This is a genomic window from Aquabacterium humicola (genome assembly GCF_030167915.1).
GTDB classification, from domain to species: domain Bacteria; phylum Pseudomonadota; class Gammaproteobacteria; order Burkholderiales; family Burkholderiaceae_C; genus Pseudaquabacterium; species Pseudaquabacterium humicola.
This window is the reverse complement of the sequence record NZ_JARGNB010000001.1, coordinates 371388-397838: the sequence shown is the minus strand read 5'-3', so window position 1 is coordinate 397838 and position 26451 is coordinate 371388. Positions and strand designations below refer to the sequence as shown.

Sequence of the window (26451 nt, the reverse complement as noted above, 5' to 3'; positions counted from 1 at the left end):
TCATTCCTCCTCGGCAACGCCGTGTTCCTGGTCCAGCCGGTTCATGTACCGCGCGTAGTACCAGATGATCAGGCAGTACACGATCAGCGCACCCTGGGCGCCGACCCAGAAGCTGAACGGCCAGCCAAAGAACGTGAAGCTCAGCTCGCGGGCGAAGTACCCGACGACAAACGTCACGACGAACCAGATGGCCAGAAGAATCGCGGTGATCCGCAGGTTCTTCGACCAGTACTGGCGGTGCTTCTCTGTCAGTTGCATTGCAGTCGCCTCGTTGGTTGAACGAACTCGTCGCAAGGCTCTGCGGGCCCCCGCGACACCCGGAACAGGCGGTCAGCGCGCCTCAAGCTGCCGTCACGGCTGCAGCCCGGTCTCGCGCTGCAGTTGCGCGGCGACCTTGGGCTCGAAGCCCTGGAGATGCCGGATGATCCGGCGCGTCTCCTCGGGCTCGTGACGATCCATGTGCACCCGGGCCAGCTGGTACCAGCCGTAGGGACTCATGGGTTGCAGTTCGGTGTTGCGCTTCAGCGCCGCGATGGCGTCGTCGTAGCGCTGCTGGCGGATCAGCGTCAGGCCGAGGCCGTACCAGGCGCGGTCGAGCTTGGGGTCGAGCGCCACCGCGCTCCGGAACGCGGCCTCGGCCTCGTCGAGGCGACCCACGTCTTCCAGCAGGTAGGCCAGGTTAAACCAGTCGGCGGCGCTGCGCCGCGGATGGTGGTGCACCAGCGCCTGCGCATCGGCGATCGCCGCTTCGCGGCGCCCGGCCTGGGCATGCACGTGCGCGCGGCTGGCCAGCGCATAGGCATCCTGCGGCCACGCCTGCAGCATGCGGTCGAAGACCGCGCACGCCTGCTCCGGCCGGCCGGCCAGCAGCCAGCCCATCGCCTGCAGCCTGGCCACGACATGGGCGAGTCCGCCCTGGTCCCTCATCGACATTGTTCGACTCCGATCTGAAGGCAGATCGAGACCCGTGTGATGGTCGCGACCAGCCAGGCGAAGGACAGCAGCAGGAACGCCACCAGCGGCACGTGGCGGTCCAGCACGATGCGCGGCGACAGCATGCGCGCAAGCTTGACGAACGGCGAGGTCAGCGTCTGCAGCAGCTGGTAGAAGAAGTTCGTGTCGCGCCGGGCCCCGGCCAGCAGCCCGAGCAACCATTGCCCGATCAGCGCCATCAACGCGATCTCCGCGACCAGCTTGACCGAAGACACCAGCAGCAGCACGCGACAGCCTCCTGTAAGGTTGGCCGCAGGGTCGACCCGCTCGCTTACGACTTTCTGACAATCCGACACGGCTCCGGTGAAGCTCGGGGCAGGCAAACCCGTAGATGCAGTGCAGCGAAAGACACCGGCCGGGCCCGGGTCGGCGCTCCGGAGCCCCATGCGAGAATTCTTGCTTTCCGCCAATGACAAGACCATGGACATCGAACGCGTCAACGCCATCGGCTCGCTGCTCGCCGATCTGAGCGCCCGTACCGAGCAGCTCCGGGGGTATCTTTGACTACGACCGCAAATCGCTGCGGCTGAACGAAGTCAACGCCGCGCTCGAGAACCCGAGCGTGTGGAATGAACCCAAGCGGGCCCAGGAGCTGGGCCGCGAGAAGAAGTCGCTGGAAACCGTCGTCGAGACCATCGACCACCTGGCCAGCAACCTCGCCGACAACATCGAGCTGTACGACATGTCGAAGGCCGACGAGGACTTCGACGGCCTGGCGGCGATCGAGGCCGAGGCCCACGCGCTGCGCGAGACCGTCGAGCAGCTCGAGTTCCGGCGCATGTTCAGCAACCCGGCGGACCCGTCGAACTGCTTCATCGACATCCAGGCCGGCGCCGGCGGCACCGAAGCCTGCGACTGGGCCAGCATGCTGCTGCGCCAGTACCTGAAGTACTGCGAGCGCAAGGGCTTCAAGACCGAAGTGATGGAAGAGACCGAGGGCGACGTCGCCGGCATCCGCTCGGCCACGCTGAAGGTCGAGGGCGACTACGCCTTCGGCCACCTGCGCACCGAGACCGGCGTGCACCGCCTGGTGCGCAAGAGCCCGTTCGACTCGTCGGGCGGCCGGCACACGTCCTTCGCCAGCCTGTTCGTCTACCCCGAGGTCGACGACTCGATCGAGATCGAGATCAACCCGGCGGACGTGCGCACCGACACCTTCCGCGCCTCCGGCGCCGGCGGCCAGCACATCAACAAGACCGACTCGGCGGTGCGGCTGACGCACATCCCGACCGGCATCGTCGTGCAGTGCCAGAACGACCGTTCGCAGCACCGCAACCGCGACGAGGCCTGGCAGATGCTGCGCTCGCGCCTGTACGAGCACGAGATGCGCAAGCAGATGGCCGAGCAGCAGAAGCTCGAGGACTCGAAGACCGACGTCGGCTGGGGCCACCAGATCCGCAGCTACGTGCTCGACCAGAGCCGCATCAAGGACCTGCGCACCAACGTCGAGATCTCGAATACGCAGAAGGTCCTCGACGGCGACCTCGATGCCTTCATCGAGGCCAGCCTGAAGCAGGGCCTGTAAGTCCAGCCCGAAGAAGAAGCCAGTCGCCACCGGGCCCCCCCGGGGCGACGCCAAGGAGACCAAGCACCATGCGTGAAGGACCCGCCACCGTGATCCGCCGCGAGGACTACCAGGCCCCGGCGTTCTGGATCCGCTCCGTCGACCTCACCTTCGACCTCGATCCGGCCAAGACGATCGTCACCAGCAAGCTGCAGATCGAGCGCAATGCGTCGGCCCCCGAAGGCCAGCCGCTGAAGCTCGACGGCGAGGAGCTCAACCTGCTGCGCGTGCTGGCCAACGGCGAGAGCGTCTCGTTCCGCCACGAGCCCGGCCAGTTGGTGATCGACAACCCGCCGGCCGATGCCGCCTTCACCCTCGAGATCCGCAACGCGATCTCGCCCGAGAAGAACACCGCGCTGTCGGGCCTGTACACCTCGGGCGGCGGCTTCTTCACCCAGTGCGAGGCCGAAGGCTTCCGCCGCATCACCTACTTCCTCGACCGGCCGGACGTGATGGCGGTCTACACGGTGACCCTGCGCGCGGACAAGGCGAAGTACCCGGTGCTGCTGTCCAACGGCAACCTGCTCGAGCAGAAGGACCTCGACGGCGGCCGCCATTGCGCGAAGTGGCACGACCCCTTCCCGAAGCCGAGCTACCTGTTCGCGCTGGTCGCGGCCGACCTCGTCGCGCGCGAGCAGCGCATCCGCTCGCGCGCCGGCCGCGACCACCTGCTGCAGGTCTACGTGCGCCGCGGCGACCTCGACAAGACCGAACACGCGATGAACTCGCTGATCGCGTCGGTGGCGTGGGACGAAGCCCGCTTCGGCCTGTCGCTGGACCTCGAGCGCTTCATGGTCGTCGCCGTCGGCGACTTCAACATGGGCGCGATGGAGAACAAGGGCCTGAACATCTTCAATACGAAGTACGTCCTGGCCAGCCCCGCGACCGCGACCGACAGCGACTTCCTCGGCATCGAGAGCGTCGTCGGTCACGAGTACTTCCACAACTGGACCGGCAACCGCATCACCTGCCGCGACTGGTTCCAGCTGTCGCTGAAGGAAGGCCTGACGGTCTATCGCGACCAGGAGTTCTCGGCCGACATGGCGGGCTCGCCGTCGGCGCGCGCGGTGCGCCGCATCGACGACGTGCGCGGCCTGCGCGCCGCGCAGTTCCCCGAGGACGCCGGCGCGATGGCGCACCCGGTGCGCCCCGACAGCTACGTCGAGATCAACAACTTCTACACCGCCACGGTCTACGAGAAGGGCGCCGAGGTCGTGCGCATGATGGCCACGCTGGTCGGCCGCGAGGGCTTCCGCCGCGGCATGGACCTGTACTTCCAGCGCCACGACGGCCAGGCCGTGACCTGCGACGACTTCGCGCAGGCCATCGCCGACGCCAACCCCGGCAGCGCGCTGGCCGCCCACCTGACGCAGTTCAAGCGCTGGTACGCGCAGGCCGGCACGCCGACGCTGCACGCCGAAGGCATCTTCGACGCGCCGACGCAGACCTTCACGCTGACCTTGCGCCAGACCTGGGCGCCCTCGCCCGGCCAGGCCGACAAGCATGCCTACGTGATCCCGGTCGCGATGGGCCTGGTCGATGCCGCCGGCCGCGCGATGCCACTGCAGCTGGAGGACGAGACCGCGCCGACCGGCACCGAGCGCGTGCTGGTGCTGACCGACACCGTGCAGGCCTTCCGCTTCGTCAACATCGACGTGCCGGTGGTGCCCTCGCTGCTGCGAGGGCTGTCGGCGCCGGTGCTGCTGCGCGACGGGCTCGACGACGCATCGCTGCTGCAGCTGCTGAAGCACGACCACGACCCGTTCAACCGCTGGGAAGCCGGCCAGCGCTTGGCGTTGAACCGCATGCTGCAGGCGGTCGAGCACCGCGCGTCGGAGGCCGTGCTCGACGAGGCCTTCATCGAGGCGATGCGCAGCGTGCTGCGCCATCCGTCGCTCGACGCCGCGTTCAAGGAACTGGTGCTGACGCTGCCGAGCGAGGCCTACGTCGCCGAGCAGTGCGCGAGCGTCGACCCGCAGCGCATCCACGTCGTGCGCGAGCTGATGCGCCGGCAGCTCGCCGCGCGCCTGCATGCCGACTGGGTCTGGGCCTGGGAACAGCACCAGGTGCGCGAAGGCTACCGGCCCGACGCGCAACAGGCCGGCCGCCGCGCGCTGGCCAACCTGGCGCTGCGCAACCTGGTGCTGCATGCGGTGGAGATGGGCGACCCGGTCTGGCAGGGCCGCGCCTACCAACGCGTGAAGGACGCGGGCCAGATGACCGACCGCTTCGGCGCGCTGGAGGCGCTGGTGGTCGCGCACTCGCACCTCGCCGAGGCCGCGCTCGACCACTTCCACGCGCTGTTCGCCGACGATGCGCTGGTCATCGACAAGTGGTTCTCGCTGCAGGCGATGGCGCCGGAGCCGCTCGGCGAACAGGCCGGCAGCGTATTCCGCCGCGTCAAGGCGCTGATGAAGCATGCCGACTTCACGCTCAAGAACCCGAACCGCGCGCGCAGCCTGATCGGCGCGTTCTGCCACAGCAACCCGGCCGCCTTCCACCGCGGCGATGCTGCCGGCTACGTGTTCTGGGCCGACCGCGTGCTCGAGCTGGACGCGATCAATCCGCAGATCGCCTCGCGCATCGCCCGCGCGATGGACCGCTGGACCCACCTCGCCGAGCCGCTGCGCGGCGCCGCCCGCGAAGCCATCGCCCGCGTCGCGGCCAAGGTCGACTTGAGCCCGGACGTGCGCGAGATCGTCACCAAGGCCCTCGAATCGGCGCCCGAACCCGCCCCTGCCCCTGCCGCCGCATGAAACGCATCAGCCTGACCCAGTACCTCGTCGAGCAGCAGCGCGAGCACGGCCACATCCCGAGCCAGCTGCGCCTGCTGCTCGAGATCGTCGCCCGCGCGTGCAAGAGCATTGCCATCTCGGTCAACAAGGGCGCGCTCGGCGAAGTGCTGGGCACCGCCGGCACGCAGAACGTGCAGGGCGAGGTGCAGAAGAAGCTCGACGTCATCTCCAACGAGGTGCTGATCGAGGCCAACGAATGGGGCGGCCACCTCGCGGCGATGGCCAGCGAGGAGATGGACTCGATCCACGTCGTGCCCAACCGCTATCCGCAGGGCGAGTACCTGCTGCTGTTCGACCCGCTCGACGGCTCGTCGAACATCGACGTCAACGTCTCGATCGGCACCATCTTTTCGGTGCTGCGCAAGGTCGGCCATACGCGCGGCGTCGCCGAGGAAGACTTCCTGCAGCCGGGCAAGCAGCAGGCCGCGGCCGGCTACTGCGTCTACGGCCCGCAGACGGTGCTGGTGCTGACGGTCGGCTCCGGCGTCGCGATGTTCACGCTCGACCGCGAGACCGGCTCGTGGGTGCTGACGCAGTCGGGGGTGTCGATTCCGGAGGACACGAAGGAATTCGCCATCAACATGTCGAACATGCGTCACTGGGCCGCGCCGGTGAAGCGCTACATCGACGAGTGCCTGGCCGGCAGGGAAGGCCCGCGGGGCAAGGACTTCAACATGCGCTGGGTGGCCAGCATGGTGGCCGACGTGCACCGCATCCTGACGCGCGGCGGCGTCTTCCTGTACCCCTGGGACCAGCGCGAGCCCGACAAGCCCGGCAAGCTGCGCCTGATGTACGAGGCCAACCCGATGGCCTTCATCGTCGAGCAGGCCGGCGGCGCCGCGACCAATGGCCGCCAGCGCATCCTGGACCTCGTGCCGGAGAAGCTGCACGAGCGCGTCAGCGTCGTGCTGGGCTCGAAGAACGAAGTGCAGCGCGTGACCGACTACCACCTGGCGGCCGACTGATCGTTGCCTGATCGCGGAGCGGGCGGCGACAAGGCGCCGCGAAAAATCCTCTATACTCCGCGTTTCACCGTGCCGGTGTAGCTCAGTTGGTAGAGCAGCGCATTCGTAATGCGAAGGTCGGGAGTTCGACTCTCTTCACCGGCACCATGATTCAAGCCCGAGGGCCCGGACGCACGTCCGGGCCCTCTTGCTTTGTGGAGCCCATGTGCCACCCGGCCAGCGGTTTCAGGACACGGCCAGCGCGGCATCCGTCGCGCGCCGCGCCGCTTCCTTCGCATCGTCGATCAGCTGCCGCACCAGCACTCTCTCGCCCGGTGGCAAGCGCTCGGCGCGGATGCGCGCCTCGCGCTCGACCTCGCGCAGCCGCCACTCGACTTCGCGCATCACGATCGCGATTTCGCAGTGCGTGCGCGCGTCCATCGCAGCCACCTGCGCACGCATTGCGTCGATGTCGAGGAAGTCGAGGCCGGTGCTGGAGTAGGCCATGCGGATTCGCCGGCAGCGCTCGATCGCATGCTCCAGCAGCGCCTGCAGCGCTGCGCTGGCACGGACGACGCGGCGCTCGACCGTCGCACGCAGGTCGTTGAGTCCGTTCAGCGCAGCGGCCAGCCGGACCGCGTGCGCCGCGAGTTCGTCGGGCTGCACTGGCGCCTGGTCGCCCGCAGCGACATCCGAGACCCCGACGACCCGGGCGATCGACGCCACGCGGCCGAGCAGCCGGCGGTCGAATTCGCCCGGGATCAGCTTGACCGCGACCGACGCGCGTTCGCCTGGGCTGCGGCCGGACTCGATGACGCCCATCAGCATCTCGGCCAGTCCCAGCACCTGGCCCGCCAGCGGCAACTTCGGGCCGGCGAGTCCCTGCGGGTAGCCGAAGCCGTCGAGCCGCTCGTGGTGGTTCAGCACCGCGTCGGCCACGGCGGGGCCGGCACCCGGCATCTCGCGCAGCACGCGCGCGGCGACGATCGGGTGCGCGGCGATGTGCTTCCACTGCTCGTGCGTCAGTCGCAGGCCCGGGCGCAGGATCGCGGGATCGATGTAGAGCTCGCCGGCGTCGTGCAACAGGCCGGCGACCAGCAGCGTGTGGCGGCTTGCCGCGTCGGCCGGCGCCAGCTCGTGCATCAGCGCCGCGGCGAGCAGGCCGACGCCGACCGCATGCTCGAGCTTCTGCGGGCCCTGCGCCGCGTAGACGCTGAGCAAGGACTCCAGCGGCGTGCTCAGCCGCAGCTCGCGCAGCGCCGCGGCGACGGCCCGCTTGCCGGCCTCGCCGCACACGCCCGCCAGCAGTGCATGGCGGCCGAACAGCAGGTCGGCCACCTTCTCCATCGGCCGGCTGGCGACGCCATCGACGACACGCACCGAGGTCTCCAGGGGCTTGCGCAGCTTGTGCTGCAGCAGCCGGTCGCGCACCCGCGCGTCGATCTGCGCGCCCTTGGCGACCAGCTTGATGCCGTTGCCGCTGACGATGTCCTCGATCGCCTCGACGGTCGTGGTCTCGGAGACCTCGACGACACGGTCCAGATAGTGCTCGTTGACGCTCGGCGTTTCGTCGACCATGTGCGCTTCGCACCTCCCTGATGCTCACTGTCGGCAGGCGGGGCCGCATCTGGAGCCATCAAAAGCGGGGAGTGCACACGGCATCGTGTCAGGAGTTCTTGTCGGCAGCCGGCCATCTTGAACGATGTCAATTCGCTCTTGCGGCAGTCGCAAAGAACACGGCCCCGCCGCCAGGTCGGCGAGCGGGGCCGCTGGGGCGACGGTCGATGACGACCGTGCCGCCGGCTTACAGCTTCTGCGACTGCATGAAGTCGTCGAAGCCGGCTTCGGCGAAACGGAACCACAGGTTCTGGTCGCGGCGGAACGCGGCGTAGTCCTCGTAGACCTTCTTCCAGTTCGGGTTCTTGCCGGAGATGTCGCTGTACAGGGCCATCGACTCCTTGAACGCGGCCTCGAGCACGTCCTTCGGGAAGCGGAACAGCTTCGTGCCGGCGGCCACCAGCTGCTTCAGCGCGGCGGGGTTCTTCGCGTCGTACTTGGCCTGCATGTCGACGTGGGCCACCGCGGCGGCGCACTCGATGATGGCCTTGTTCTCCGATGAGAGGCCCTCGTAGGCCTTGCTGTTGACGAAGAAGTCCAGCTGCGGGCCGCCTTCCCACCAGCCGGGGTAGTAGTAGTACGGCGCCACCTTGTTGAAGCCGAGCTTCTGGTCGTCGTACGGGCCCACCCACTCGGCCGCGTCGATCGTGCCCTTCTCCAGCGACTGGTAGATCTCGCCGCCGGGAATGTTCTGCGGCACGCCACCGAGCTTCTCGAAGACCTTGCCGGCGAAGCCGCCGATGCGCATCTTCATGCCCTTGACGTCGGCGATCGACTTGATCTCCTTGCGGTACCAGCCGCCCATCTGCGCGCCGGTATTGCCGCCGAGGAAGTTGACGATGTTGTACTGCTTGTAGAACTCGCGCATCAGCTTCAGGCCGTTGCCTTCGACCATCCACGCGGTCATCTGGCGCGAATTCAGGCCGAACGGGATCGCGCAGCCGATCGCGAAGGTCTCGTCCTTGCCGAAGAAGTAGTACGGCGCGGTGTGCGCGACTTCGACGGTGCCGTTCTGCACGCCGTCGACGACGCCGAACGGAGGCATCAGTTCACCGCCGGCGTGCGTGCTGATGGTGAACTTGCCGCCCGACAGTTCGCTGACCTTCTTCGCGAAGACATCGGCCGCGCCGAAGATGGTGTCCAGCGATTTCGGGAAGCTCGACGCGAGGCGCCAGCGGATCGTGGCCTGCGCATGCACCGCCGGGGCGACGCCTGCTGCCAGGACGCCGGCGAGACCGGCGCTACGAACGAAGGAACGACGTTCCATGCACATCTCCTGTGTAATTTCGCAATGAAACGCGCGGCATTCTAGAAGTCGGTCCAACGCCTCGCGGGGGGTGAAACCCCGTCAACGCGGCGGTCCGGACCCAGGCTGCGGGGCGCGACCGCTGCGCAGACTAGGGCCGCGAGCTTGAAACTCCCTGAAATTCGGGAAAGTCCCAGGCCGCCGCGGCGCTCGGGGGCGACACTCGGCCGATGCCCGCCGCCCGCTTCACGAACCGCGCCGCCGTTCCTGTCGCCCGACTCGCCCGACTCGCCCGACTCGCGCCGCCGGCCCTGCTCGCGGCCTGCGCAGGCGTTTCCGCGCCGCCTCCCCCGGGGGCCGACGCGGTCATCGCCGCGCTGGTCGCCGACATCTCCGCGCAGCGCATCGAGTCCCGCATCCGGGCGCTGGTGGGGTTCGGCACGCGGCACACGCTGTCGGACACCACGTCCGCGACGCAGGGCATCGGCGCGGCGCGGCGCTGGATCAAGGCCGAGCTTGACGCGTGCTCGGTCGCCGCCGGCGGCCGGCTGCAGGTGGCCTTCGACGAACACGTCGAGCCGCCCGGCGCCCGCGTGCCGCGGGCGACGCCGGTGGTGAACGTCGTGGCGACGCTGCCCGGAACGCAGGCCGGCTCGCGCGAGCGGCTGATCGTCGTCAGCGGCCACTACGACTCGCGCGCCAGCGACGTGATGGACGCGCAGTCGGCCGCGCCCGGTGCCAACGACGATGCCTCCGGCACCGCCGCGGTGATGGAGATGGCCTGCGTGATGGCGCGCCACCGCTTCGACGCGACCCTGGTCTTCATGGCGGTGGCCGGCGAGGAGCAGGGCCTGCTCGGCGCGACGCACTGGGCCGCACAGGCGAAGCGGCAAGGCCTGCAGATCGACGCGATGATCACCAACGACATCATCGGCAGCCCGGTCGGCGATTTCGGCCAGCGCGATGCGCGGCAGCTGCGCCTGTTCGCCGACGGGCTGACGCCGCTGCTGCGGCTGGTGCTGCGGCCGCCGGCGAACCAGAGCGCCGACGACGCGGCAGCACAGGAGGCGGTGCGCCAGCAGCTCGATGCCCTCGCGCGTGCCGGCGGCAACGCCGACCTGCCGACGCACCAGCTCGGCCGCCACCTGAAGGAGATCGGCGAACGCGCGCTGCCGGGCTTCCAGGTCAACCTGATCCAGCGCCCCGACCGCTACCTGCGCGGCGGCGACCACCTGCCCTTCCTGGCGCGCGGCTACCCGGCGGTGCGCTTCACCGAACCCTTCGAGAACTTCCGCCACCAGCACCAGGACGTGCGCATCGAAAACGGCGTGCGCTACGGCGACCTGCCGGAATTCGTCGACTTCGCCTACGTCGCCGATGTCGCGCGCATCAACATCGCCGGCCTCGCGGCGCTGGCACGGGCACCGGCGGCGCCGAAGCAGGCACGCATCGAGGTGCTCGAGCTGACGAACGACACCGCGCTGCGCTGGGAGCCCAACACCGAGGACGACCTCGCCGGCTACCGCGTCGTCTGGCGCGAGACCGGCTCGCCGGTGTGGCAGCACCGGCGCGACGTCGGCATGGTGACCCGGGTGGTGATGACCGGGCTGTCGAAGGACAACCTGATCTTCGGCGTGCAGGCGGTGGACCGCGACGGCCATGCCAGCCTGGCGGCCTTTCCGCTGCCGCTGAGCCGCTGAGCCGCTGAGCCGCTGACGGTGCGCCTGGCGGTGGCGGCCGCGTCCTTCGGACGTCAGGCGCCGGCCACCTTCATGCGGTCCAGCAGCATCGAGCCGACCGTCTTGCCGCCCATCGTGTAACGATCGGCGCCGATCGCGACGATGCTGCGCAGCATGTCCTTGAGGTTTCCGGCGATCGTCACCTCGTGCACCGGGTGCACGATGCGGCCCTTGTCGACCCAGTAGCCGGCCGCGCCACGCGAGTAGTCGCCGGTGACGTAGTTGACGCCCTGCCCCATCAGCTCGGTGACGAAGAAGCCGCGGTGCAGCTTGCGCAGCATCTGGTCGAGGTGGTCGCCGGGCTGGGTGTTGCGGCTGGTCAGCGACAGGTTCTGCGAGCCGCCGGCATGGCCGGTGGTCTTCAACCCGAGCTTGCGGGCCGAGTAGCTCGACAGGAAGTAGCCCTGCACGACGCCGGCGTCGACGACGCGTCGTTTGCGCGTCAGCACGCCTTCGTCGTCGAACGGGGCGCTGGCCTTGCCCTTGCGCTGGTGCGGGTCCTCGTCGATGTCGAGGTGATCGGCGAGCACCTGCTGGCCGATGCTGTCGAGCAGGAAGGTGGCCCGGCGGTACAGCGCGCCGCCGCTGGTGGCCTGCACGTAGGCGCCCAGCATGCCGGCGGCCAGCGACGATTCGAACAGCACCGGCACCTCGCAGGTCCGGATCTTGCGCGCGGCCAGGCGCGACAGCGCGCGCTCCGCCGCATAACGCCCGACCGCCTCGGGCGACGCCAGGTCCATCGCGTCGCGCATCGAGCTGTACCAGGCATCGCGCTGCATGTCGGGTTCGCCGCGGCGGCTGCGCGAGGGCTGCACCGCGATCGGCGCCACCGAGATCGAATGCCGCGAGCTCGCATACCCGCCGCGGAAGCCGCGGCTGTTGCCGGCCCAGAAGTGCGACTGCTGTGCCGAGGTGCCGCCGCCTTCGCTGTTGGCGATGCGCTTGTCGGTGGCGAAGGCCGCGTCCTCGCAGCGCCGCGCCAGCTCGGCGGCGGTGTCGGCGTCCAGCGCCCAGGGATAGAACAGGTCGAGGTCGCGCGCGGCCTGCTCGGCGGTCGCCAGGTCGTCGGCTTCCGGCAGGCCGGCGGCAGGGTCCTCGGCGGTGAAGCGCGCGATGTCGTAGGCCGCGCGCACGGTCTGCTCAAGCGCCTGGCGCGAAAAATCCGACGTACTGGCATTGCCCCGGCGCTGGCCGAGGTAGACGGTGACGCCGAGCGACTTGTCGCGATTGCGCTCGACGTTCTCGAGGTCGCCCTTGCGCACCGAGACCGACAGGCCCGCGCCCTCGGAGACCTCGGCGCCGGCGTCGCTGGCGCCGAGCTGCTTGGCGATGGCCAACGTGTCCTCGATGATCTGCTGGAACTGCTCGCGCTGGAAGGCGAAGCCCTGGGAGGTGGTGGACATGGGCGGCTCTCTTGTTCTGGGGCTGGGCGACAATCATAGCCACGCCCTCCCACCCCAATCACGCTCCGTGCGCCCCGATCCCGAAGACCAAGACGATGCCCGCGCCGAGCGCCCGAGCAAGACCCGGCTGAAGCAGCAAAGCCATGCGCTCCAGGCGCTCGGCGCCGAGCTGTCCGAGCTGCCCGACGACCGCCTCGCGGCGACACCGATGCCCGAGCCGCTGCGCGAGGCCATCCTGACGTACCGCCGCACCAAGTCGCACGAAGGCCGGCGGCGCCAGCTGCAGTACGTCGGCAAGCAGATGCGCTTTGCCGACGAGGCGCCGCTGCGCGAGGCGGTGGCGGCGTTCAAGCTCGGCTCGGCGAAGGACACGCTGAAGCTGCACGAGGCCGAACGGTGGCGCGATGAACTGATCGCCGACGACAACGCGCTGACCCGCTGGGCCGAGGCCTACCCGCGCTCCGACCTGCAGCGCCTGCGCAGCCTGCTGCGCGCCGCGCGCAAGGACGCCCCGGCGACAACCGAGCAGCGCAGCGGCCGCGGCTACCGCGAGCTGTTCCAGTTCATCAAGCCCTGGCTCAATGACACCGACGACGACGTCGAACAGGAGAGCGCCGATGAGTGATTTCGATCCCGTTCGCATCGGCGTCGTCTCGATCAGCGACCGTGCGTCGGCCGGCGTCTACGAGGACAAGGGCATCCCGGCGCTGCAGGACTGGCTGCAGCGCGCGCTGCGCAATCCGATCGACTGGCAGACGCGGCTGATCCCCGACGAGCAGCAGGGCATCAGCGAGGCGCTGCGCGCGCTGGTCGACGAGACCCGCTGCGACCTCGTGCTGACCACCGGCGGCACCGGCCCGGCGCCGCGCGACGTGACGCCCGAAGCGACGCTGGCGGTGGCCGACAAGCAGATGCCCGGCTTCGGCGAGCAGATGCGGCAGATCAGCCTGCGCTTCGTGCCGACGGCGATCCTGTCGCGCCAGGTCGCGGTGATCCGCGGCAAGGCGCTGATCATCAACCTGCCGGGGCAGCCGAAGTCGATCGCCGAGACCTTGCAGGGCCTGCCCGACCAGGGCGTGCCCGGCATCTTCGCCGCGGTGCCCTACTGCATCGACCTGATCGGCGGGCCGTACCTCGAGACCGACGACGCGGTCTGCAAGGCGTTCCGCCCGAAGAGCGCGGTCCGGCCGCCCCGCAACGGCTGACACCGCCGCGGCGGGCTGGCGGCCTTCGCGAACCCGCTACTTCACGAGCCGGTTCAGTTCCTCGGCATCGAAGCGCTCGGTGGTGTGCGCATCCTGAGGCACGCACTCGCTGCCCGGCAGCTCGCGCGCGCCCGACGACAGCTTCTCGATCGCGTGCCACAGCAGCGCGATCTGGTGCTCGTGGCTCGACGCGTTGTCGATCAGCCCCTTCATCGCCTGCGCCACCGGATCGTCACCCTGGGTGACGCCGTAGGCCGAGAAGCCCATCTTGGCCGCCGCCTGCTCGCGCTGCGCATCGGCCGACTTCTGCACGATGCGCGCCGGAATGCCGACCGCCGTCGCGCCCGCCGGCACCGCCTGCAGCAGCACCGCGTTCGAACCGACGCGTGCGCCGTCGCCGACGGTGAAGCCGCCCAGCACCTTCGCGCCGGCCGAGACGATCACGCCGCGGCCCAGCGTCGGATGCCGCTTGGCACCCTTGGCCAGCGAGGTGCCGCCGAGCGTCACGCCCTGGTAGATCGTGCACTCGTCGCCGACCTCGGCGGTTTCGCCGATGACGACACCCATGCCGTGGTCGATGAAGACGCGGCGGCCGATCGTGGCGCCCGGGTGGATCTCGATGCCGCTGACGAAGCGGCCGATGTGCGACAGGAAGCGGCCTGTCCACTTGAAGCCGGCGGTCCAGGCGCGGTGCGCGAGGCGGTGCAGCACCAGTGCGTGCAGGCCCGGGTAACAGGTCAGCACCTCCCAGGTCGAGCGCGCGGCGGGGTCGCGCTCACGGATGCAGGCAATGTCTTCGCGCAGGCGGTCGAACATCTGGCAAACCTTAGGCGTGTAGCGGCGCCAGTGTATGCGGCCGGCTATTTCCCTGCCGGCGGGCACCTTGTCTGCACGGAACGCGCAATGCCCCGCAGGATGTGCAGCTCCTCGCGCGTCAGCTGCGCCCGGTTCAGCAACTGCTGCAGGCGCGGCATCAGCCGTTTCGGCGCCGCCGGATCGAGGAAGCCGATCTGCTCGAGCGCCGCCTGCCAGTGGTCGAGCGCGCCCTGCACCTCGGGCATCGTCGCCAGGTCGGCCAGCGGCGTGCGCGGCACCACGTCGAAGCCGCCCAGCGCCTGGCGCCACTCGTAGGCAATCAGCTGCACCGACTGCGCGAGGTTCAGCGAGCCGTAGTCCGGGTGCGTCGGGATGCTCAGGCAGGCCTGGCAGCGCCAGACCGCCTCGTTGGCCAGCCCATGCCGCTCGCTGCCGAAGACGAAGGCGATGCGCTGTCCGCCGGCGGCCAGCGCCGGGAAAAACGCGCGCGGCGCGAAGGTCGGCGGGCCGAAGTCGCGCGGCGTCATCGCCGTCGCGCAGGCCAGCTGGATGCCGTCGAGCGCCTCGTCCAGCGTCGCGACGATGCGCGCGCGCGTCAGCACGTCGGCCGCGCCGCTGGCCATCGCCACCGTGTCCTCGTGGCTCAGCACGTCGGCAAAACGCGGCTGCACCAGCACCAGCTCGGCGAAGCCCATCACCTTGATCGCCCGCGCGGCCGCGCCGACGTTGCCGGGGTGGCTCGTGCGCATCAGCACGAAACGCGTCGGGTCGGGGGTCGGTCGGGAATCGGGCACGGGGTTCGGGGCGGCTAAAATCGCGCGCTTTCGGCGCCGGCGCATTGTCGCCGCCCGAAACGGCGACATCGCCGCCACCTCGCCGCCACGCCGGTGCGGGCCCCGTTCTTTCCCCCCGCTGCCGCCTTCGTCTTCCAGGATCAGGACATCCCATGTCGCAACAACTGCACCCGATGCTCAACATCGCCATCAAGGCCGCACGTGCCGCCGGGGCGATCATCAACCGGGGCTCGCAGGACCTGGACATCCTGAAGATCTCGCACAAGGGACCGAACGACTTCGTCAGCGAGGTCGACCAGGCGGCGGAGGCAGCCATCATCGAGACGCTGCTGGGCGCCTACCCCGGCCACGGCATCCTGGCCGAGGAGTCGGGCCGCACGCACGGCTCCAAGGACAGCGAGTTCGTCTGGATCATCGATCCGCTGGACGGCACCACCAACTTCCTGCACGGCTTCCCGGTCTACGCGGTGTCGATCGCGCTGGCGTTCCGCGGCGTGGTACAGCAGGCGGTCGTCTACGACCCGACGCGCAACGACCTCTTCATCGCCTCGCGCGGCCGCGGCGCCTTCCTGAACGACCGCCGCCTGCGCGTCAGCAAGCGCACCCGCCTGTCGGACTCGCTGGTCGGCACCGGCTTCCCGTTCCGCCGCGGCGACAGCTTCCAGCGCTACGTGAAGATGTTCGAGACGGTGATGCAGTCCTGCGCGGGCGTGCGCCGCCCGGGCGCGGCCGCTCTGGACCTGTGTTATGTCGCGGCCGGCTGGTACGACGGTTTCTTCGAGACCGGCCTCAACCCCTGGGACATGGCGGCCGGCTCGCTGATGATCACCGAAGCCGGTGGCCTGGTCGGCAACTTCACCGGCGAAGCCGACTACCTTTACCAGCGCGAACTGGTCGCCGGCAATCCGAAGGTCTATGCGCAGCTGGTGACGCTGCTGGCGCCGTACACCCGCGTCATCAAGGCCGACGAGTCGGCCGGCGACGCCCCGGCCGCCGCGCCGGCGTCGGACGTGGTCGTCGACGCGCTGGCCGCTGCGGTGGGCGCCGCCGACGCGCCGGCCGACGCTGCGGCCGATGCGCCGCGCGAGCGCAAGCCGGTGCGCATCCGCAAGGCCGCCGTCCCCGCCGACGGCGCTGCCCCGGCACCCATCGCGCCGCGCACGGTCGCTCGCCGCGGCCCGCGGCAGCCGCGCGGCTGATCGCCGGCGCAGCATCGGTGTAGGGACTCTCCGACAGCCGCGGCACGGCGCGTCCGACGCCGCATGGGAGCTATGGCCGGCACCGCGGCGCATCGGCACGTCCTAAGGTTCACGCATCCATCACCTGGAGCAGAACCATGAACACCATGCGTCGTTGGCCTCTTGCCGTCCTTCTCGCCTCGGCCGCCGTCTTCGGCACCGGCTGCGGCTCGACCCGGAACGTCGCCGACGCGCCGGTGACGACCGGCGGTTCGTACTACACCGCGTCGACCGGCACGGTGGCCGGCATCGACGTCGTCGCGGCCGACCAACGCGGACCGGGTGCCGGCGCGGTGATCGGCGCGATCGTCGGCGGCGTGCTGGGCAACCAGGTCGGCGGCGGCACCGGCCGCGCGGCGGCCACCGGCATCGGCGCCGTCGGCGGCGCGATCATCGGCCACAACATCGAGAAGCGGCGCGCCGACGACGTCTACCGTGTGAGCGTGCGCTTCGACAATGGCGAGCGCCGCCACTTCGACTTCCAGCGCATCGACGATCTGCGCGTCGGCGATCGCGTGCGCTACGAAGGTGGAACGCTGCACCGCGCCTACGGTTAACAGCGTTGTCCCAGGTCCCGGCGCGACCTGTCGCTCCGGTGACCTCCCGGGCGGGTGCTGCCGAGCAAGGCAGCCACCGGCCGGGGTCTCCCTCCAGCGCGCCCGGCGAGGGCCTGCTGGCGAGAGACCTGGATCCGGGCCTCGGGGCCCGCATCCTCGTTGTGCATGGGCTTAGCCGTTCCGAAACAGGCCGCGGTCGCGCATGCGCAGCAGGCGCGCACGCGTCGTCGACGCCTCGTCGGGCGGCACGCCGTCGGCCATCGGCACGGCGGATGCGGCCATCGCCCCCGGCCCCTCGTCCTGCACCACATCGACCAGCAGCGGCGGCTCCGATGCGCGGGCTTCCGCGGGGCGCGCGTCGGCCGGTGCCGCCGGCGGCATCGCGTCGATCGCGAGGTCGACGAAGTCGGCCGTCGGCGCCCGGGGCGGGGGCGGCCTCGTCGCCGCGGCCACCCCCGCGCCGGCCCACGGCGCAGGCGTCGCGGAGGCCCGCTGCACCGCGGCTACCGGCGCGCGCAGCCGCACGTACTCCCACACCAGGCCGCTGGCCGCGAGCTGCCGCAGCCGTTCGCCGCGCGAAGCGTCGCTGCCGAGCGCGCACAACATCGCGTGCAGCTCGGGGTACACCTCGCTGTCGATCTCGAGCTCGAGGTGGAGCGCGGCCACGCGCGATTCAACCTTCGGCGATCGCCTCGCCGATCAGCTGGAAGCCGCGTACATTGGCCGCCATCGGCTCGGGCATGATGAACACCGGAATCGCCGGGAAGCGCTTGACCAGCACGTCGCGGTAGCGATCGGGATGCCCGCCGACGAGCACGATCAGGTCGACGATCTCGTGCGCGTCGCGCAGGCCGTCGATCATCAGGTTGATCGAGTCCTCGATGACGCTCATGATCTCCGGCTCGAAGCGCTCGAGCTCGTGGGCGACACCCATCAGCTTCACCGGCGTGCGCAGCCGCAGCGCCTCGTTGATGCGCGGCATCACCGCCGGCCCCAGCGGCCGGCCGATGTGCGAGGCCAGCGACTCCTGCACCGAGCGCACCACGCGGTGGCGCCCCGCGTCCGAGGCCGCGCCGCTGGCACGCGGGTTCACCGTGCCCTGCTGGATCAGCATCCAGTCGAGCGTGTGCTCGCCGGGGTCGATCATCAGCACGGCCAGGTCGTCGAGCGATTCGGCATTCGGCAGTGGCGGCAGCGCGCCGCCGGTGCGGGTGATCACCGCGTTGAGGTCGTCGAGGTGGTCCCCCAGCGCCGCGTAGCCGCCCATCGGCTGCGCCTGCACGATGACCCGGCGCACATTGATGCGGCGCTCGTCGCCGAGGTCGATCTCGCCCTCGTAGTGCGCGCGCAGGTAGTCGCGCCGCTTCGCGTCGTTGTACTGGTTGACCGGCAGGCCCAGCACCAGCACGTCGACCACCGCATCGCCGGCCTCGACCATGTAGCGCAGCGCGCCCTTGGTCAGGGCCTCGTAGATGGCGCCGCGGTAGAACTCGTCGGTGACGTCGCGGCCGAAGCTGCCGCCCGCCTGCGCGAGGCCGACATCGCGCCCGACCTCGTACTTCGCGCCACCGACCGGCACGTCGAAGGTGTCGCGCCGCCGCGTGCTGAGCGAACGCACCGCGCTCGCGTCGGCGGGGATCGCCATCGACGGGAAGTTGATGAAGGCCACGCCGTTGCCGGAGCGCACGCTGGCCTTGACGAGGCCGAAGCCGACGTCGATGGCCCGCACGACCGGACGCGTGGCCGGATCGGCCTGCGCCGAGCCGCCGTCGAGCGCCCGGAGCTTGGAGGTGCTGGAGTTCGCCATACGCTCCCTTTTCAGTCAGCAGGGTACGGCCCTGGTTTTATAGAAGCGGTGGCCGGCGGCCAAGGCATGGCACCACGCGAGGCGTGGGCATCGGTTGCCGATGGATACGCGCACGGCGTGTCGACGCGTTGCCGGCTATCCTGTCCGGCGCATGGACACCCCTTCATGAGTGCGATCGCCGACAGCCTCCGCACCGCGGTCGACCTGATCTGGCAGGGCGACCCGGTGCTGCTGCGCACCGTGGGCCTGTCGCTGACGGTGAGCGCCACGGCCTGCGCGCTGGCCGCGGGCCTCGGGCTGGCCGCCGGTGCCGGGCTGGCCATCAGCACCTTCCCGGGCCGGCGCGTGCTCGTCACGCTGCTCAATACGCTGCTCGCGCTGCCCTCGGTGGTGGTCGGGCTGCTGGTCTACCTGCTGCTGTCGCGCAGCGGGCCGCTGGGCGCCTGGGGCATCCTCTTCACGCCATCGGCCATGGTGGTGGCACAGACGATCCTGATCGTGCCGGTGATCGCCGCGCTGTCGCGCCAGCTCGTCGCCGATGCGATGCGCGACGGCGGCGACCAGCTGCGATCGATCGGCGCCAGCGGCTTCATGGCCGCGCTGCTGATGCTGCTGCACGAGCGCTGGGCCGTGGCCACCATCCTCCTGGCCGCGTTCGGCCGGGCGATCTCGGAGGTCGGCGCGGTGATGATCGTCGGCGGCAACATCGACGGCGTCACGCGGGTGATGACCACCACCATCGCGCTCGAGACCAGCAAGGGCGACCTGCCCAAGGCGCTGGCGCTGGGCCTCGTGCTGCTGGGCATCGTCGGCGCGATCAACGCGCTGGTCGGCGCGGCGCAGCGCATGCACGGCGGCGGCCTGGTGGGGGTGAGATGAGTGACGCCCGGAGGCACTCGCGCCCCTTCGGGTGGCCGGCCCGCAGGGCCTTGGGGGCCCGATGAGCGCCGCCGTGCTGCTGGCCCTCAACGACGTCGGCGTGCGCTTTGGCGAGGTGCGCGCGCTGCAGGGGGCGGCGCTGCAGATCCATCGCGGCGAGTTCATCGCGCTGATCGGGGCGAACGGGTCCGGCAAGACGACGCTGCTGCAGGTGCTGCACGGCCTGCTGCCGCATTCGGGCACGCGCACGGTCAACCCGCCGGGCCGCGCGCAGACCATGGTCTTCCAGCGCCCGTTCATGCTGCGCCTGTCCGTGCTCAACAACATGCGGCTCGCGCTCTGGCTGGCGCGCGTGCCGGCGGCCGAGCGCCGGCAGCGCGCCGACGAGGCACTGGACCGCGCGGGCCTGTCCGCGCTGCGCGGGCGCCCGGCGCGGGCGCTTTCCGGCGGCCAGCAGCAGCGCCTGGCGCTGGCGCGCGCCTGGGCGCTGAAGCCCGACCTGCTGTTCCTCGACGAGCCGACCGCCAACCTCGATCCGTCCGGCAAGAAGGAAGTGGAGGCGATGCTCGCCGGCTTCGCGGCCGAAGGCATGACGCTGGTGATGAGCACGCACAACCTCGGCCAGGCCAAGCGCCTGGCCACGCGCGTGGTCTACCTCGACCAGGGCGTGATCCGCGCGGACCTGCCGACCGCGCACTTCTTCGAGCGCAGTGTCGACGAGCGCCTCGACCTGTTCCTGAAGGGGGACCTGCGATGGGAGGTGTGATCGATCCGGACGACATCACCGGCTGGGTGCTGGCCGGCGGCCCGGGCACCGGCCTCGGCGCCATCGACCGCGGGCTGCACAAGCATGACGGACTGCCGCTGGCGATGCATGCGCTGCTGCGGCTGGCGCCGCAGGTCGGCAACGTGATGATCAACGCCAACCGGAACCTCGGTGCCTACGAGTCCTTCGGCGTGCCGGTGTGGCCCGATGGCACGGGCGACCCGTCGGGACCGCTGTCCGCCCTGGTGACGGGGCTGGAGCATTGCGAGACGCCGTGGCTCGTCACCGTGCCCTGCGACGCGCCGCGCTTCCCGCTCGACCTCGTGCAGCGCCTGGCCCGCGCTGCGCTGGCCGGCGAGGCGTCGATGGCGATGGTGATAACGCGCGAAGCGGGCGTGCGCCGCGCGCATCCGTCGTTCTGCCTGCTGAAGGTCGACCTGCTCGAGAGCCTGGTGCGATTCAGCCCCGGCGGCCCCGGTGGCGCCGGCGACATCGAGGCCTGGGCGGCGCAGCAGCGCTGCGCCGACGTCGAATTCGACGACCCGCAGGCCTTTTCTGCTTTCTCTACTTCTTGGCCGGGCCCTGCGCTTCCTTCGCGGTGAGCGTCGTGCTCGGCGGTGCCGTCGCCGTCTTCGGCGGCGAATGCGCGCCGGCGGCCTCGATCGGCGGCACGGCCGACGCCGCCGCCGGCGGCGCGGCCGACGCCACCGGCGACACGTAAGGGCCGGGGTCGGCGCAAGGCGGGGTCGGCACCGGTGCCGCGACCGGCTTGCCGCCGGCCTGCGCGGTCTTCTTGTAGTGCTCGACCGTGCGGTCCATCGACAGGCACAGCTTGTACGCGGCGACCTTGTCGCCCCATGCGGACTTGGCCGCCGTCTCCGCGGCCTTGGCCTTGGCTTCGTCGCTGAGTGGCGGCAGCTTGGCCACGACGGGCAGCGCAAACAGGGGCAGGACCATGAACACGATGGTCGGCGAGGTCTTGGCAAGGCGCATGAAGGTGCCCTCTCGGTTCGCTCTCGGTTCACTCAGGCCTGCGCGGCGGGCTGGGCCGGCCGGTCGGACGGCGGCGTGCGCTGCGCGGGAATGCGACCGGCGCGCACGTCCTCGTACCAGAGACCGTGGTGTTCGATGGCCCAGGCCTCGTCGACGACGCCGGTGCGCATGGCCTGGAAGGCGCCGCGCGTGCCGATCGTGCCCAGGTAGATGTGGCCCAGGAACAGCACGATCATCAGCGCGGTCGCGACGCCGTGGATCATGTGGGCGATCTGCATGTCGCCGCGCAGGTAGGCCATGCCCGGGATCAGCTTGTCGAGCACCAGCCCAGAGGCCACGGCCACGCCGCCGCACAGGAACACGCCACCCCAGAAGATCAGCTTCTCGCCGGCGTTGAAGCGCCCCGATGGCGGTTCCTCGCCGCCGAACAGGCCGCCGCCCTTGCGCAGCCACTGCATGTCGGAGGCGTGCGGGAAGTTGTCGCGCACGAAAGTGAAGAACACGATCACCAGCGACACCGCGAACAGCGGGCCGAACAGGTTGTGCGCGGTCTTCAGCGCGTAGGTCAGCCAGCCGAACAGGGTGCTGCCGGTCAGCGGCAGCAGGATGAACTTGCCGAAGGCCATCACCAGGCCCGAGATCGCGAGCACGCAGAAGGCGGTGGCGTTCGACCAGTGCGCCGCCCGCTCGAAGAAGGTGAAGCGCTCGACCTTGCGGCCGGTGTCGGGCACGTGGCCGCCGAGCGGTCCGCGGCTGAAGTAGAACAGCGCCAGCGCCAGCACGGTGATCACGATCAGCGCGCCGCCGTACGGAATGATCCAGTCGTTGCGGACCTGCCGCCAGGCTTCGCCGGCATTCGTGTAGCGCGAGCCCGGGTACTGCACGAAGGGCTGGATCAGGACGCCCTGCTCGGCGCCGGGCAGGCTGGAATAGCCCTTGTTGACGCCGGACTCGCGCACGCCGCGCCAGAACGGCGCGTTGTTGCCGGGCTGGCTCTTCGCGCGCTGCGCATTGTTCTCGTCGGGCTTCGGTTCCGGCGGCGCGACGAAGCCGGCCGGCGGCCCGGCCAGCGCGGGCGTGCCGTTCGGCGCCGCGGCGGCAGAGGCGGACGCGGCCGCATCGGGCGCGGCCTGGCCGGACGCCATCGTCACGGCCAGCGCGGCCAGCAGGCCGGCCAGCGCGCGGGGGATCAGGTGTCGCATCGCCGTCTCCGTGTCGATCCGGGGCCGCTCAGCGCAGGTAGTCGTTCTGCGCCTGGTTCCGCTGGCGGAGCTGCTCTTCCCACGCCTGCTTGTCGCCCGCCTTCCAGCCCGCCGCGCGGTAGGCCGGGTGGGCGGCATCGGACACCGACCAGGCCTGCGCATCCGGCTTGCGCGTGCCCTGCTCCAGCTTCTGCGAGCGCTCGCCGCAGCCGGCCGCGGCGAGCAGCACGGCGGCCAGGGCCAGCGCGTGCAGCGGCCGCGCGGTCACTTCTTGACTCCTTCGGACCCCGCCTGCGAGGTCTGCGTCGGCTTGCCGTAGGCGGTGCCCCAGCCCCACACCTCGCTGCCCTTGCCGCGGTTCAGCACGCGGGTGCGGAAGATGTCGGCCACCACGTCGCCGTCGCCGCCGAGCAGCGCCTTGGTCGAGCACATCTCGGCGCAGGCCGGCAGCTTGCCTTCGGACAGGCGGTTGCGCCCGTACTTGGCGTTCTCGGCCTCGCTGCCGTTGGCTTCCGGACCGCCGGCGCAGAAGGTGCACTTGTCCATCTTGCCGCGCAGCCCGAACTCGCCATTGGCGGGGAACTGCGGCGCGCCGAACGGGCAGGCATACGAGCAGTAGCCGCAGCCGATGCAGACATCCTTGTCGTGCAGCACCACGCCTTCGTCGGTGCGGTAGAAGCAGTCGACCGGACACACCGCCATGCACGGCGCGTCGGAGCAATGCATGCACGCGACCGAGATGCTCTTCTCGCCCGCCATGCCGTCGTTGAGCGTGACGACGCGGCGCCGGTTGACGCCCCAGGGCACGTTGTGCTCCTGTTTGCAGGCGGTGACGCAGCCGTTGCATTCGATGCACCGCTCGGCGTCACAGATGAACTTCATTCTTGCCATGTCGTTCTCCTGGATCGCCGATCAGGCGGTGGCCGTCGTGGCCTTTTGCACCTGGCAGACCGTGGTCTTGGTCTCCTGCATCATCGTCACGCTGTCGTAGCCGTAGGTCGTGGCGGTGTTGACGGCCTCGCCGCGCACCACCGGGGCCGCGCCATTCGGGTAGTAGGCCAGCAAGTCAGCGCCCTGCCAGCGGCCCGAGAAGTGGAACGGCAGCCACACGGTCTCGCGGTCGACCCGCTCGGTGACCAGCGCCTTCACCGTCAGCCGCGCGCCGGTCGGTGTGCTGACCCACACGTTGTCGCCGTTGCGGATGCCGCGGTCGTTGGCGGTGGCCGGGTTGATCTCGACGAACATCTCCTGCTGCAGCTCGGCGAGCCAGGGGTTCGAGCGCGTCTCCTCGCCGCCGCCTTCGTACTCGACGAGGCGGCCCGAGCTCATGATCAGCGGGAAGTTCTTGCCGATGTCCTTGTTCTTCTCCTGCACGCTCTTGAACAAGGTCGGCAGGCGCCAGAACGCGTTCTTGTCGTCGTGCGTCGGGTACTTGGCGACGAGCTCCGGCCGCGTCGAGTACAGCGGCTCCCGGTGCTGCGGGATCGGGTCGGGGAAGTTCCAGACGACCGCGCGGGCGCGGGCGTTGCCGAAGGGATGGCAGCCATGCGCCAGCGCGACGCGCTGGATGCCGCCCGACAGGTCGGTCTTCCAGTTCTTGCCCTCGGCCGCGGTGCGTTCGGCCTCGGTCAGGTCGTTCCACCAGCCGAGCTTCTTCAGCAGGATGTGGTCGAACTCCGGATAGCCGGTGGTGATCTCGGCGCCCTTGGAGCACGAGCCGTCAGCGGCCAGCAGGTTCATGCCCTCGCGCTCGACGCCGAAGTTCGCGCGGAAGTTGCCGCCGCCCTCCATCACGTGCTTCGACGTGTCGTACAGGTTGGGCGAGCCCGGGTGCTTGATCTCGGCCGTGCCGTAGCAGGGCCAGGGCAAACCGAAGTAGTCGCCGTCGAGCTTGTAGCCGGTCTCCTTGTCGACGCCGCCCTTGGCCTTCAGCGTCTTCACGTCGAAGACGTTCATGTTGCGCATGTGCGCCTTCAGGCGTTCCGGGCTCTGGCCGGTGTAGCCGATGGTCCACATGCCCTTGTTGATCTCGCGCAGCAGCGATTCGGGCTCGGGCTCCATCATCCCGCCCTTGCCGGCGACCAGCTTGTGGCTCTTCGTCAGCTCCTTGTCGAAGCCCAGCTTCTGCGCCAGCTGGTACATGATCATCTGGTCGGTGCGCGATTCCCACAGCGGCTCGATCACCTTCTCGCGCCATTGCAGCGAGCGGTTCGACGCGGTGCAGGAACCGCTGGTCTCGAACTGCGTCGCGGCCGGCAGCAGGTAGACCGCCCGGTTCTTGTTGAGCTCGCCGTCCTTGCTGGGCATCGCCGCCATCGCCGCGGTGGCCGACGGGTACGGATCGACCACCACCAGCAGGTCCAGCTTGTCCATCGCCCGCTTCATCTCGAGGCCGCGGGTCTGCGAGTTCGGCGCATGGCCCCAGAAGAACAGGCCGCGCAGGTTGCTCTCCTGGTCGATCAGCTCGTTCTTCTCGAGCACGCCGTCGATCCAGCGCGAGACGGTCATGCCCGGCTTGGTCAGCATGCCGGGCGCGAACTGCTTCTTGATCCACTCGAAGTCGACGTCCCACACCTTCGCGAAGTGCTTCCATGCGCCCTCGGCGACGCCGTAGTAGCCGGGCAGCGAATCCGGATTGGGGCCGACGTCGGTGGCGCCCTGCACGTTGTCGTGGCCGCGGAAGATGTTGGCGCCGCCGCCTGACTTGCCGATGTTGCCCAGCGCCAGCTGCACGATGCAGGACGCGCGCACCATCGCGTTGCCGATGGTGTGCTGGGTCTGGCCCATGCACCAGACGATCGTGCTCGGCCGGTTGTCGGCCAGCGTCTTGGCCGTCTTGTAGCAGGTGGCCTCGTCGACGCCGCAGGCCTCGAGCACCTTGTCCGGCGTCCACTTCGCCAGGACCTCGTCGCGCACCTTGTCCATGCCGTAGACACGGTCGGCGATGTACTGCTTGTCCTCCCAGCCGTTCTTGAAGATGTGGTACAGCAGGCCGAAGAGGAACGGGATGTCGCTGCCCGAGCGGATGCGCACGTAGTCGTCGGCCTTCGCCGCGGTGCGCGTGAAGCGCGGATCGACGACGATCATCTTGCAGCCGGTTTCCTTGGCATGCAGCATGTGCAGCATCGACACCGGATGCGCCTCGGCCGCGTTCGAGCCGATGTACATCGCGGCCTTCGCGTTGCGCATGTCGTTGTACGAGTTCGTCATCGCGCCGTAGCCCCAGGTGTTGGCGACACCCGCGACCGTGGTGGAGTGACAGATGCGTGCCTGGTGGTCGCAGTTGTTGCTGCCCCACAGGCTGACCCACTTGCGCAGCAGGTAGGCCTGCTCGTTGCTGTGCTTGCTGGAACCGACGACGAAGATCGAGTCGGGCCCGCTCTGCTTCTTCAGCTCGAGCATCCTGGCGCTGATCTCGTTGAGCGCCTGGTCCCAGGTGATCTTCTCGTACTTGCCGTTGACCAGCTTCATCGGCGTGCGCAGCCGGTACTCGCCGTGGCCGTGCTCGCGCAGCGCGGCGCCCTTGGCGCAATGCGCGCCGAGGTTGATCGGTGAATCGAAGACCGGCTCCTGCCGCACCCAGACGCCGTTCTCGACCACGGCATCGACCGCGCAGCCGACCGAGCAGTGGCCGCAGACGGTGCGCTTGATCTCTACCTTGCGCGCGCCGGCCGCCGGGGCATCGGCGGCCTGGGCCTTCTTCTGCACCAGCGTCAGCTGCGCGACCGCGAGGCCGGTGCCGACGCCGAGGCCGGAGCGGCGCAGGAAGGCGCGCCGGTCCATCGTGGGGATCGCCCGCGACACGCCGCGCGCGAGGCTGGCGACGAGTCCACTGTCCGACGGGCCGGTGGCGTGGCCGGCGGGTCCGGGCTTGCGCGTGAGCAGCATGGCGG

26 protein-coding genes and 1 tRNA gene are annotated in these 26451 nt (G+C 69.9%); 12 read left to right on the top strand and 15 right to left on the bottom strand.

Annotated elements, in window-relative coordinates:
- The 3 genes from P1K89_RS01805 to P1K89_RS01795 form a co-directional block, all read right to left on the bottom strand.
- Window positions 1-258 carry a DUF4212 domain-containing protein gene (locus tag P1K89_RS01805; protein WP_284614644.1) on the bottom strand — a complete coding sequence of 86 codons (258 nt, stop codon included), beginning with the start codon at window positions 256-258 and terminating at the stop codon, window positions 1-3.
- A 93-nt stretch (window positions 259-351) separates the two neighbouring features.
- The gene (locus P1K89_RS01800) at window positions 352-933 is read right to left on the bottom strand and encodes a tetratricopeptide repeat protein (protein WP_284614643.1); all 582 of its coding nucleotides are present in this window, start codon (window positions 931-933) and stop codon (window positions 352-354) included.
- Window positions 924-1220, bottom strand: a complete 297-nt coding sequence (locus tag P1K89_RS01795; RefSeq protein WP_284614642.1) for a YggT family protein — start codon at window positions 1218-1220, stop codon at window positions 924-926. The genes P1K89_RS01800 and P1K89_RS01795 overlap by 10 nt, the downstream gene beginning before the upstream one ends.
- A gap of 193 nt (window positions 1221-1413) precedes the next feature.
- Between P1K89_RS01795 and prfB the strand changes: the two genes are divergently transcribed.
- The 4 genes from prfB (at window position 1414) to P1K89_RS01775 (ending at window position 6464) form a co-directional block, all read left to right on the top strand.
- Window positions 1414-2518 (top strand): peptide chain release factor 2 gene (gene prfB, locus P1K89_RS01790; RefSeq protein WP_284614641.1). Its coding sequence is split into 2 segments (ribosomal slippage): window positions 1414-1494 and window positions 1496-2518, totalling 1104 coding nucleotides; the frame shifts between segments, so codons are not numbered across the junction.
- A gap of 68 nt (window positions 2519-2586) precedes the next feature.
- On the top strand, window positions 2587-5313 hold the full coding sequence (pepN, locus tag P1K89_RS01785) for an aminopeptidase N (RefSeq protein ID WP_284614640.1): 2727 nt from the start codon (window positions 2587-2589) through the stop codon (window positions 5311-5313).
- The gene (locus P1K89_RS01780) at window positions 5310-6317 is read left to right on the top strand and encodes a class 1 fructose-bisphosphatase (RefSeq protein ID WP_284614639.1); all 1008 of its coding nucleotides are present in this window, start codon (window positions 5310-5312) and stop codon (window positions 6315-6317) included. The genes pepN and P1K89_RS01780 overlap by 4 nt, the downstream gene beginning before the upstream one ends.
- A gap of 71 nt (window positions 6318-6388) precedes the next feature.
- Window positions 6389-6464 (top strand) — tRNA-Thr (locus P1K89_RS01775).
- Between the two features lie 78 nt (window positions 6465-6542).
- On the opposite strand, the gene P1K89_RS01770 is transcribed toward P1K89_RS01775, so the two are convergent.
- Together P1K89_RS01770 and P1K89_RS01765 are read right to left on the bottom strand one after the other, a co-directional pair.
- Window positions 6543-7874, bottom strand: a complete 1332-nt coding sequence (locus tag P1K89_RS01770; RefSeq protein WP_284614638.1) for an HD-GYP domain-containing protein — start codon at window positions 7872-7874, stop codon at window positions 6543-6545.
- A 226-nt stretch (window positions 7875-8100) separates the two neighbouring features.
- A complete protein-coding gene (locus P1K89_RS01765; RefSeq protein WP_284614637.1) occupies window positions 8101-9180 on the bottom strand; it encodes a TRAP transporter substrate-binding protein in 1080 nt (359 codons plus the stop codon).
- A 209-nt stretch (window positions 9181-9389) separates the two neighbouring features.
- Between P1K89_RS01765 and P1K89_RS01760 the strand changes: the two genes are divergently transcribed.
- A complete protein-coding gene (locus P1K89_RS01760) occupies window positions 9390-10859 on the top strand; it encodes a M28 family metallopeptidase (RefSeq protein WP_284614636.1) in 1470 nt (489 codons plus the stop codon).
- Window positions 10860-10912: 53 nt separating this feature from the next.
- Here P1K89_RS01760 and pmbA read toward each other — a convergent pair whose 3' ends face one another.
- A complete protein-coding gene (gene pmbA, locus P1K89_RS01755; RefSeq protein WP_284614635.1) occupies window positions 10913-12301 on the bottom strand; it encodes a metalloprotease PmbA in 1389 nt (462 codons plus the stop codon).
- A gap of 67 nt (window positions 12302-12368) precedes the next feature.
- Between pmbA and yjgA the strand changes: the two genes are divergently transcribed.
- Window positions 12369-12926: a ribosome biogenesis factor YjgA gene (yjgA, locus tag P1K89_RS01750; protein ID WP_284614634.1), complete on the top strand. Its 558-nt coding sequence runs from the start codon at window positions 12369-12371 to the stop codon at window positions 12924-12926.
- Window positions 12919-13506: a molybdopterin adenylyltransferase gene (mog, locus tag P1K89_RS01745; protein ID WP_284614633.1), complete on the top strand. Its 588-nt coding sequence runs from the start codon at window positions 12919-12921 to the stop codon at window positions 13504-13506. Before yjgA ends, mog begins: the two co-directional genes overlap by 8 nt.
- A 36-nt stretch (window positions 13507-13542) precedes the next feature.
- Here mog and cysE read toward each other — a convergent pair whose 3' ends face one another.
- Together cysE and P1K89_RS01735 are read right to left on the bottom strand one after the other, a co-directional pair.
- Window positions 13543-14322: a serine O-acetyltransferase gene (gene cysE, locus P1K89_RS01740; protein ID WP_284614632.1), complete on the bottom strand. Its 780-nt coding sequence runs from the start codon at window positions 14320-14322 to the stop codon at window positions 13543-13545.
- Between the two features lie 44 nt (window positions 14323-14366).
- Window positions 14367-15071 (bottom strand): RNA methyltransferase, encoded by a 705-nt coding sequence (locus P1K89_RS01735; RefSeq protein ID WP_350080802.1) that lies wholly within the window; start codon window positions 15069-15071, stop codon window positions 14367-14369.
- Between the two features lie 197 nt (window positions 15072-15268).
- Here P1K89_RS01735 and P1K89_RS01730 point away from each other — a divergent pair, with 197 nt between their 5' ends.
- Both P1K89_RS01730 and P1K89_RS01725 read left to right on the top strand, forming a co-directional pair.
- Complete coding sequence (locus P1K89_RS01730; RefSeq protein ID WP_284614630.1) at window positions 15269-16315, top strand: inositol monophosphatase family protein; 1047 nt, start codon at window positions 15269-15271, stop codon at window positions 16313-16315.
- Window positions 16316-16452: 137 nt separating this feature from the next.
- Window positions 16453-16911 carry an outer membrane lipoprotein gene (locus tag P1K89_RS01725; protein WP_284614629.1) on the top strand — a complete coding sequence of 153 codons (459 nt, stop codon included), beginning with the start codon at window positions 16453-16455 and terminating at the stop codon, window positions 16909-16911.
- A 171-nt stretch (window positions 16912-17082) separates the two neighbouring features.
- Here the strand turns inward: P1K89_RS01725 and P1K89_RS01720 are convergent, their stop codons facing one another.
- Both P1K89_RS01720 and P1K89_RS01715 read right to left on the bottom strand, forming a co-directional pair.
- Window positions 17083-17577 (bottom strand): hypothetical protein, encoded by a 495-nt coding sequence (locus tag P1K89_RS01720; RefSeq protein WP_284614628.1) that lies wholly within the window; start codon window positions 17575-17577, stop codon window positions 17083-17085.
- Window positions 17578-17584: 7 nt separating this feature from the next.
- Window positions 17585-18718, bottom strand: coding sequence for a ParM/StbA family protein (locus P1K89_RS01715; protein ID WP_284614627.1), 1134 nt, complete (start codon window positions 18716-18718; stop codon window positions 17585-17587).
- Between the two features lie 165 nt (window positions 18719-18883).
- On the opposite strand from P1K89_RS01715, the gene P1K89_RS01710 reads away from it, so the two are divergent.
- The 3 genes from P1K89_RS01710 to mobA all read left to right on the top strand — a co-directional run bounded on the left by P1K89_RS01710 (window position 18884) and on the right by mobA (window position 20965).
- Entirely contained in the window at window positions 18884-19597 is a 714-nt protein-coding gene (locus tag P1K89_RS01710) for an ABC transporter permease (protein ID WP_284614626.1), read from the top strand.
- Window positions 19598-19658: 61 nt separating this feature from the next.
- The gene (locus P1K89_RS01705) at window positions 19659-20363 is read left to right on the top strand and encodes an energy-coupling factor ABC transporter ATP-binding protein (protein WP_284614625.1); all 705 of its coding nucleotides are present in this window, start codon (window positions 19659-19661) and stop codon (window positions 20361-20363) included.
- Complete coding sequence (gene mobA / locus P1K89_RS01700; RefSeq protein WP_284616292.1) at window positions 20360-20965, top strand: molybdenum cofactor guanylyltransferase; 606 nt, start codon at window positions 20360-20362, stop codon at window positions 20963-20965. Before P1K89_RS01705 ends, mobA begins: the two co-directional genes overlap by 4 nt.
- Here the strand turns inward: mobA and P1K89_RS01695 are convergent.
- From P1K89_RS01695 to P1K89_RS01675, 5 genes are read right to left on the bottom strand one after another with little or no spacing between them, the layout of a single operon-like run.
- Window positions 20928-21356 carry a hypothetical protein gene (locus tag P1K89_RS01695; protein WP_439897946.1) on the bottom strand — a complete coding sequence of 143 codons (429 nt, stop codon included), beginning with the start codon at window positions 21354-21356 and terminating at the stop codon, window positions 20928-20930. The two genes, mobA and P1K89_RS01695, sit on opposite strands and share 38 nt — an antisense overlap.
- Before the next feature lie 32 nt (window positions 21357-21388).
- Window positions 21389-22558 (bottom strand): formate dehydrogenase subunit gamma, encoded by a 1170-nt coding sequence (locus P1K89_RS01690; protein WP_284614624.1) that lies wholly within the window; start codon window positions 22556-22558, stop codon window positions 21389-21391.
- 28 nt (window positions 22559-22586) lie between these two features.
- Entirely contained in the window at window positions 22587-22826 is a 240-nt protein-coding gene (locus P1K89_RS01685) for a hypothetical protein (protein WP_284614623.1), read from the bottom strand.
- On the bottom strand, window positions 22823-23449 hold the full coding sequence (fdh3B, locus tag P1K89_RS01680) for a formate dehydrogenase FDH3 subunit beta (RefSeq protein ID WP_284614621.1): 627 nt from the start codon (window positions 23447-23449) through the stop codon (window positions 22823-22825). Before fdh3B ends, P1K89_RS01685 begins: the two co-directional genes overlap by 4 nt.
- A gap of 21 nt (window positions 23450-23470) precedes the next feature.
- On the bottom strand, window positions 23471-26446 hold the full coding sequence (locus tag P1K89_RS01675; RefSeq protein ID WP_284614620.1) for a formate dehydrogenase subunit alpha: 2976 nt from the start codon (window positions 26444-26446) through the stop codon (window positions 23471-23473).
- Between the last annotated feature and the right edge of the window lie 5 nt (window positions 26447-26451).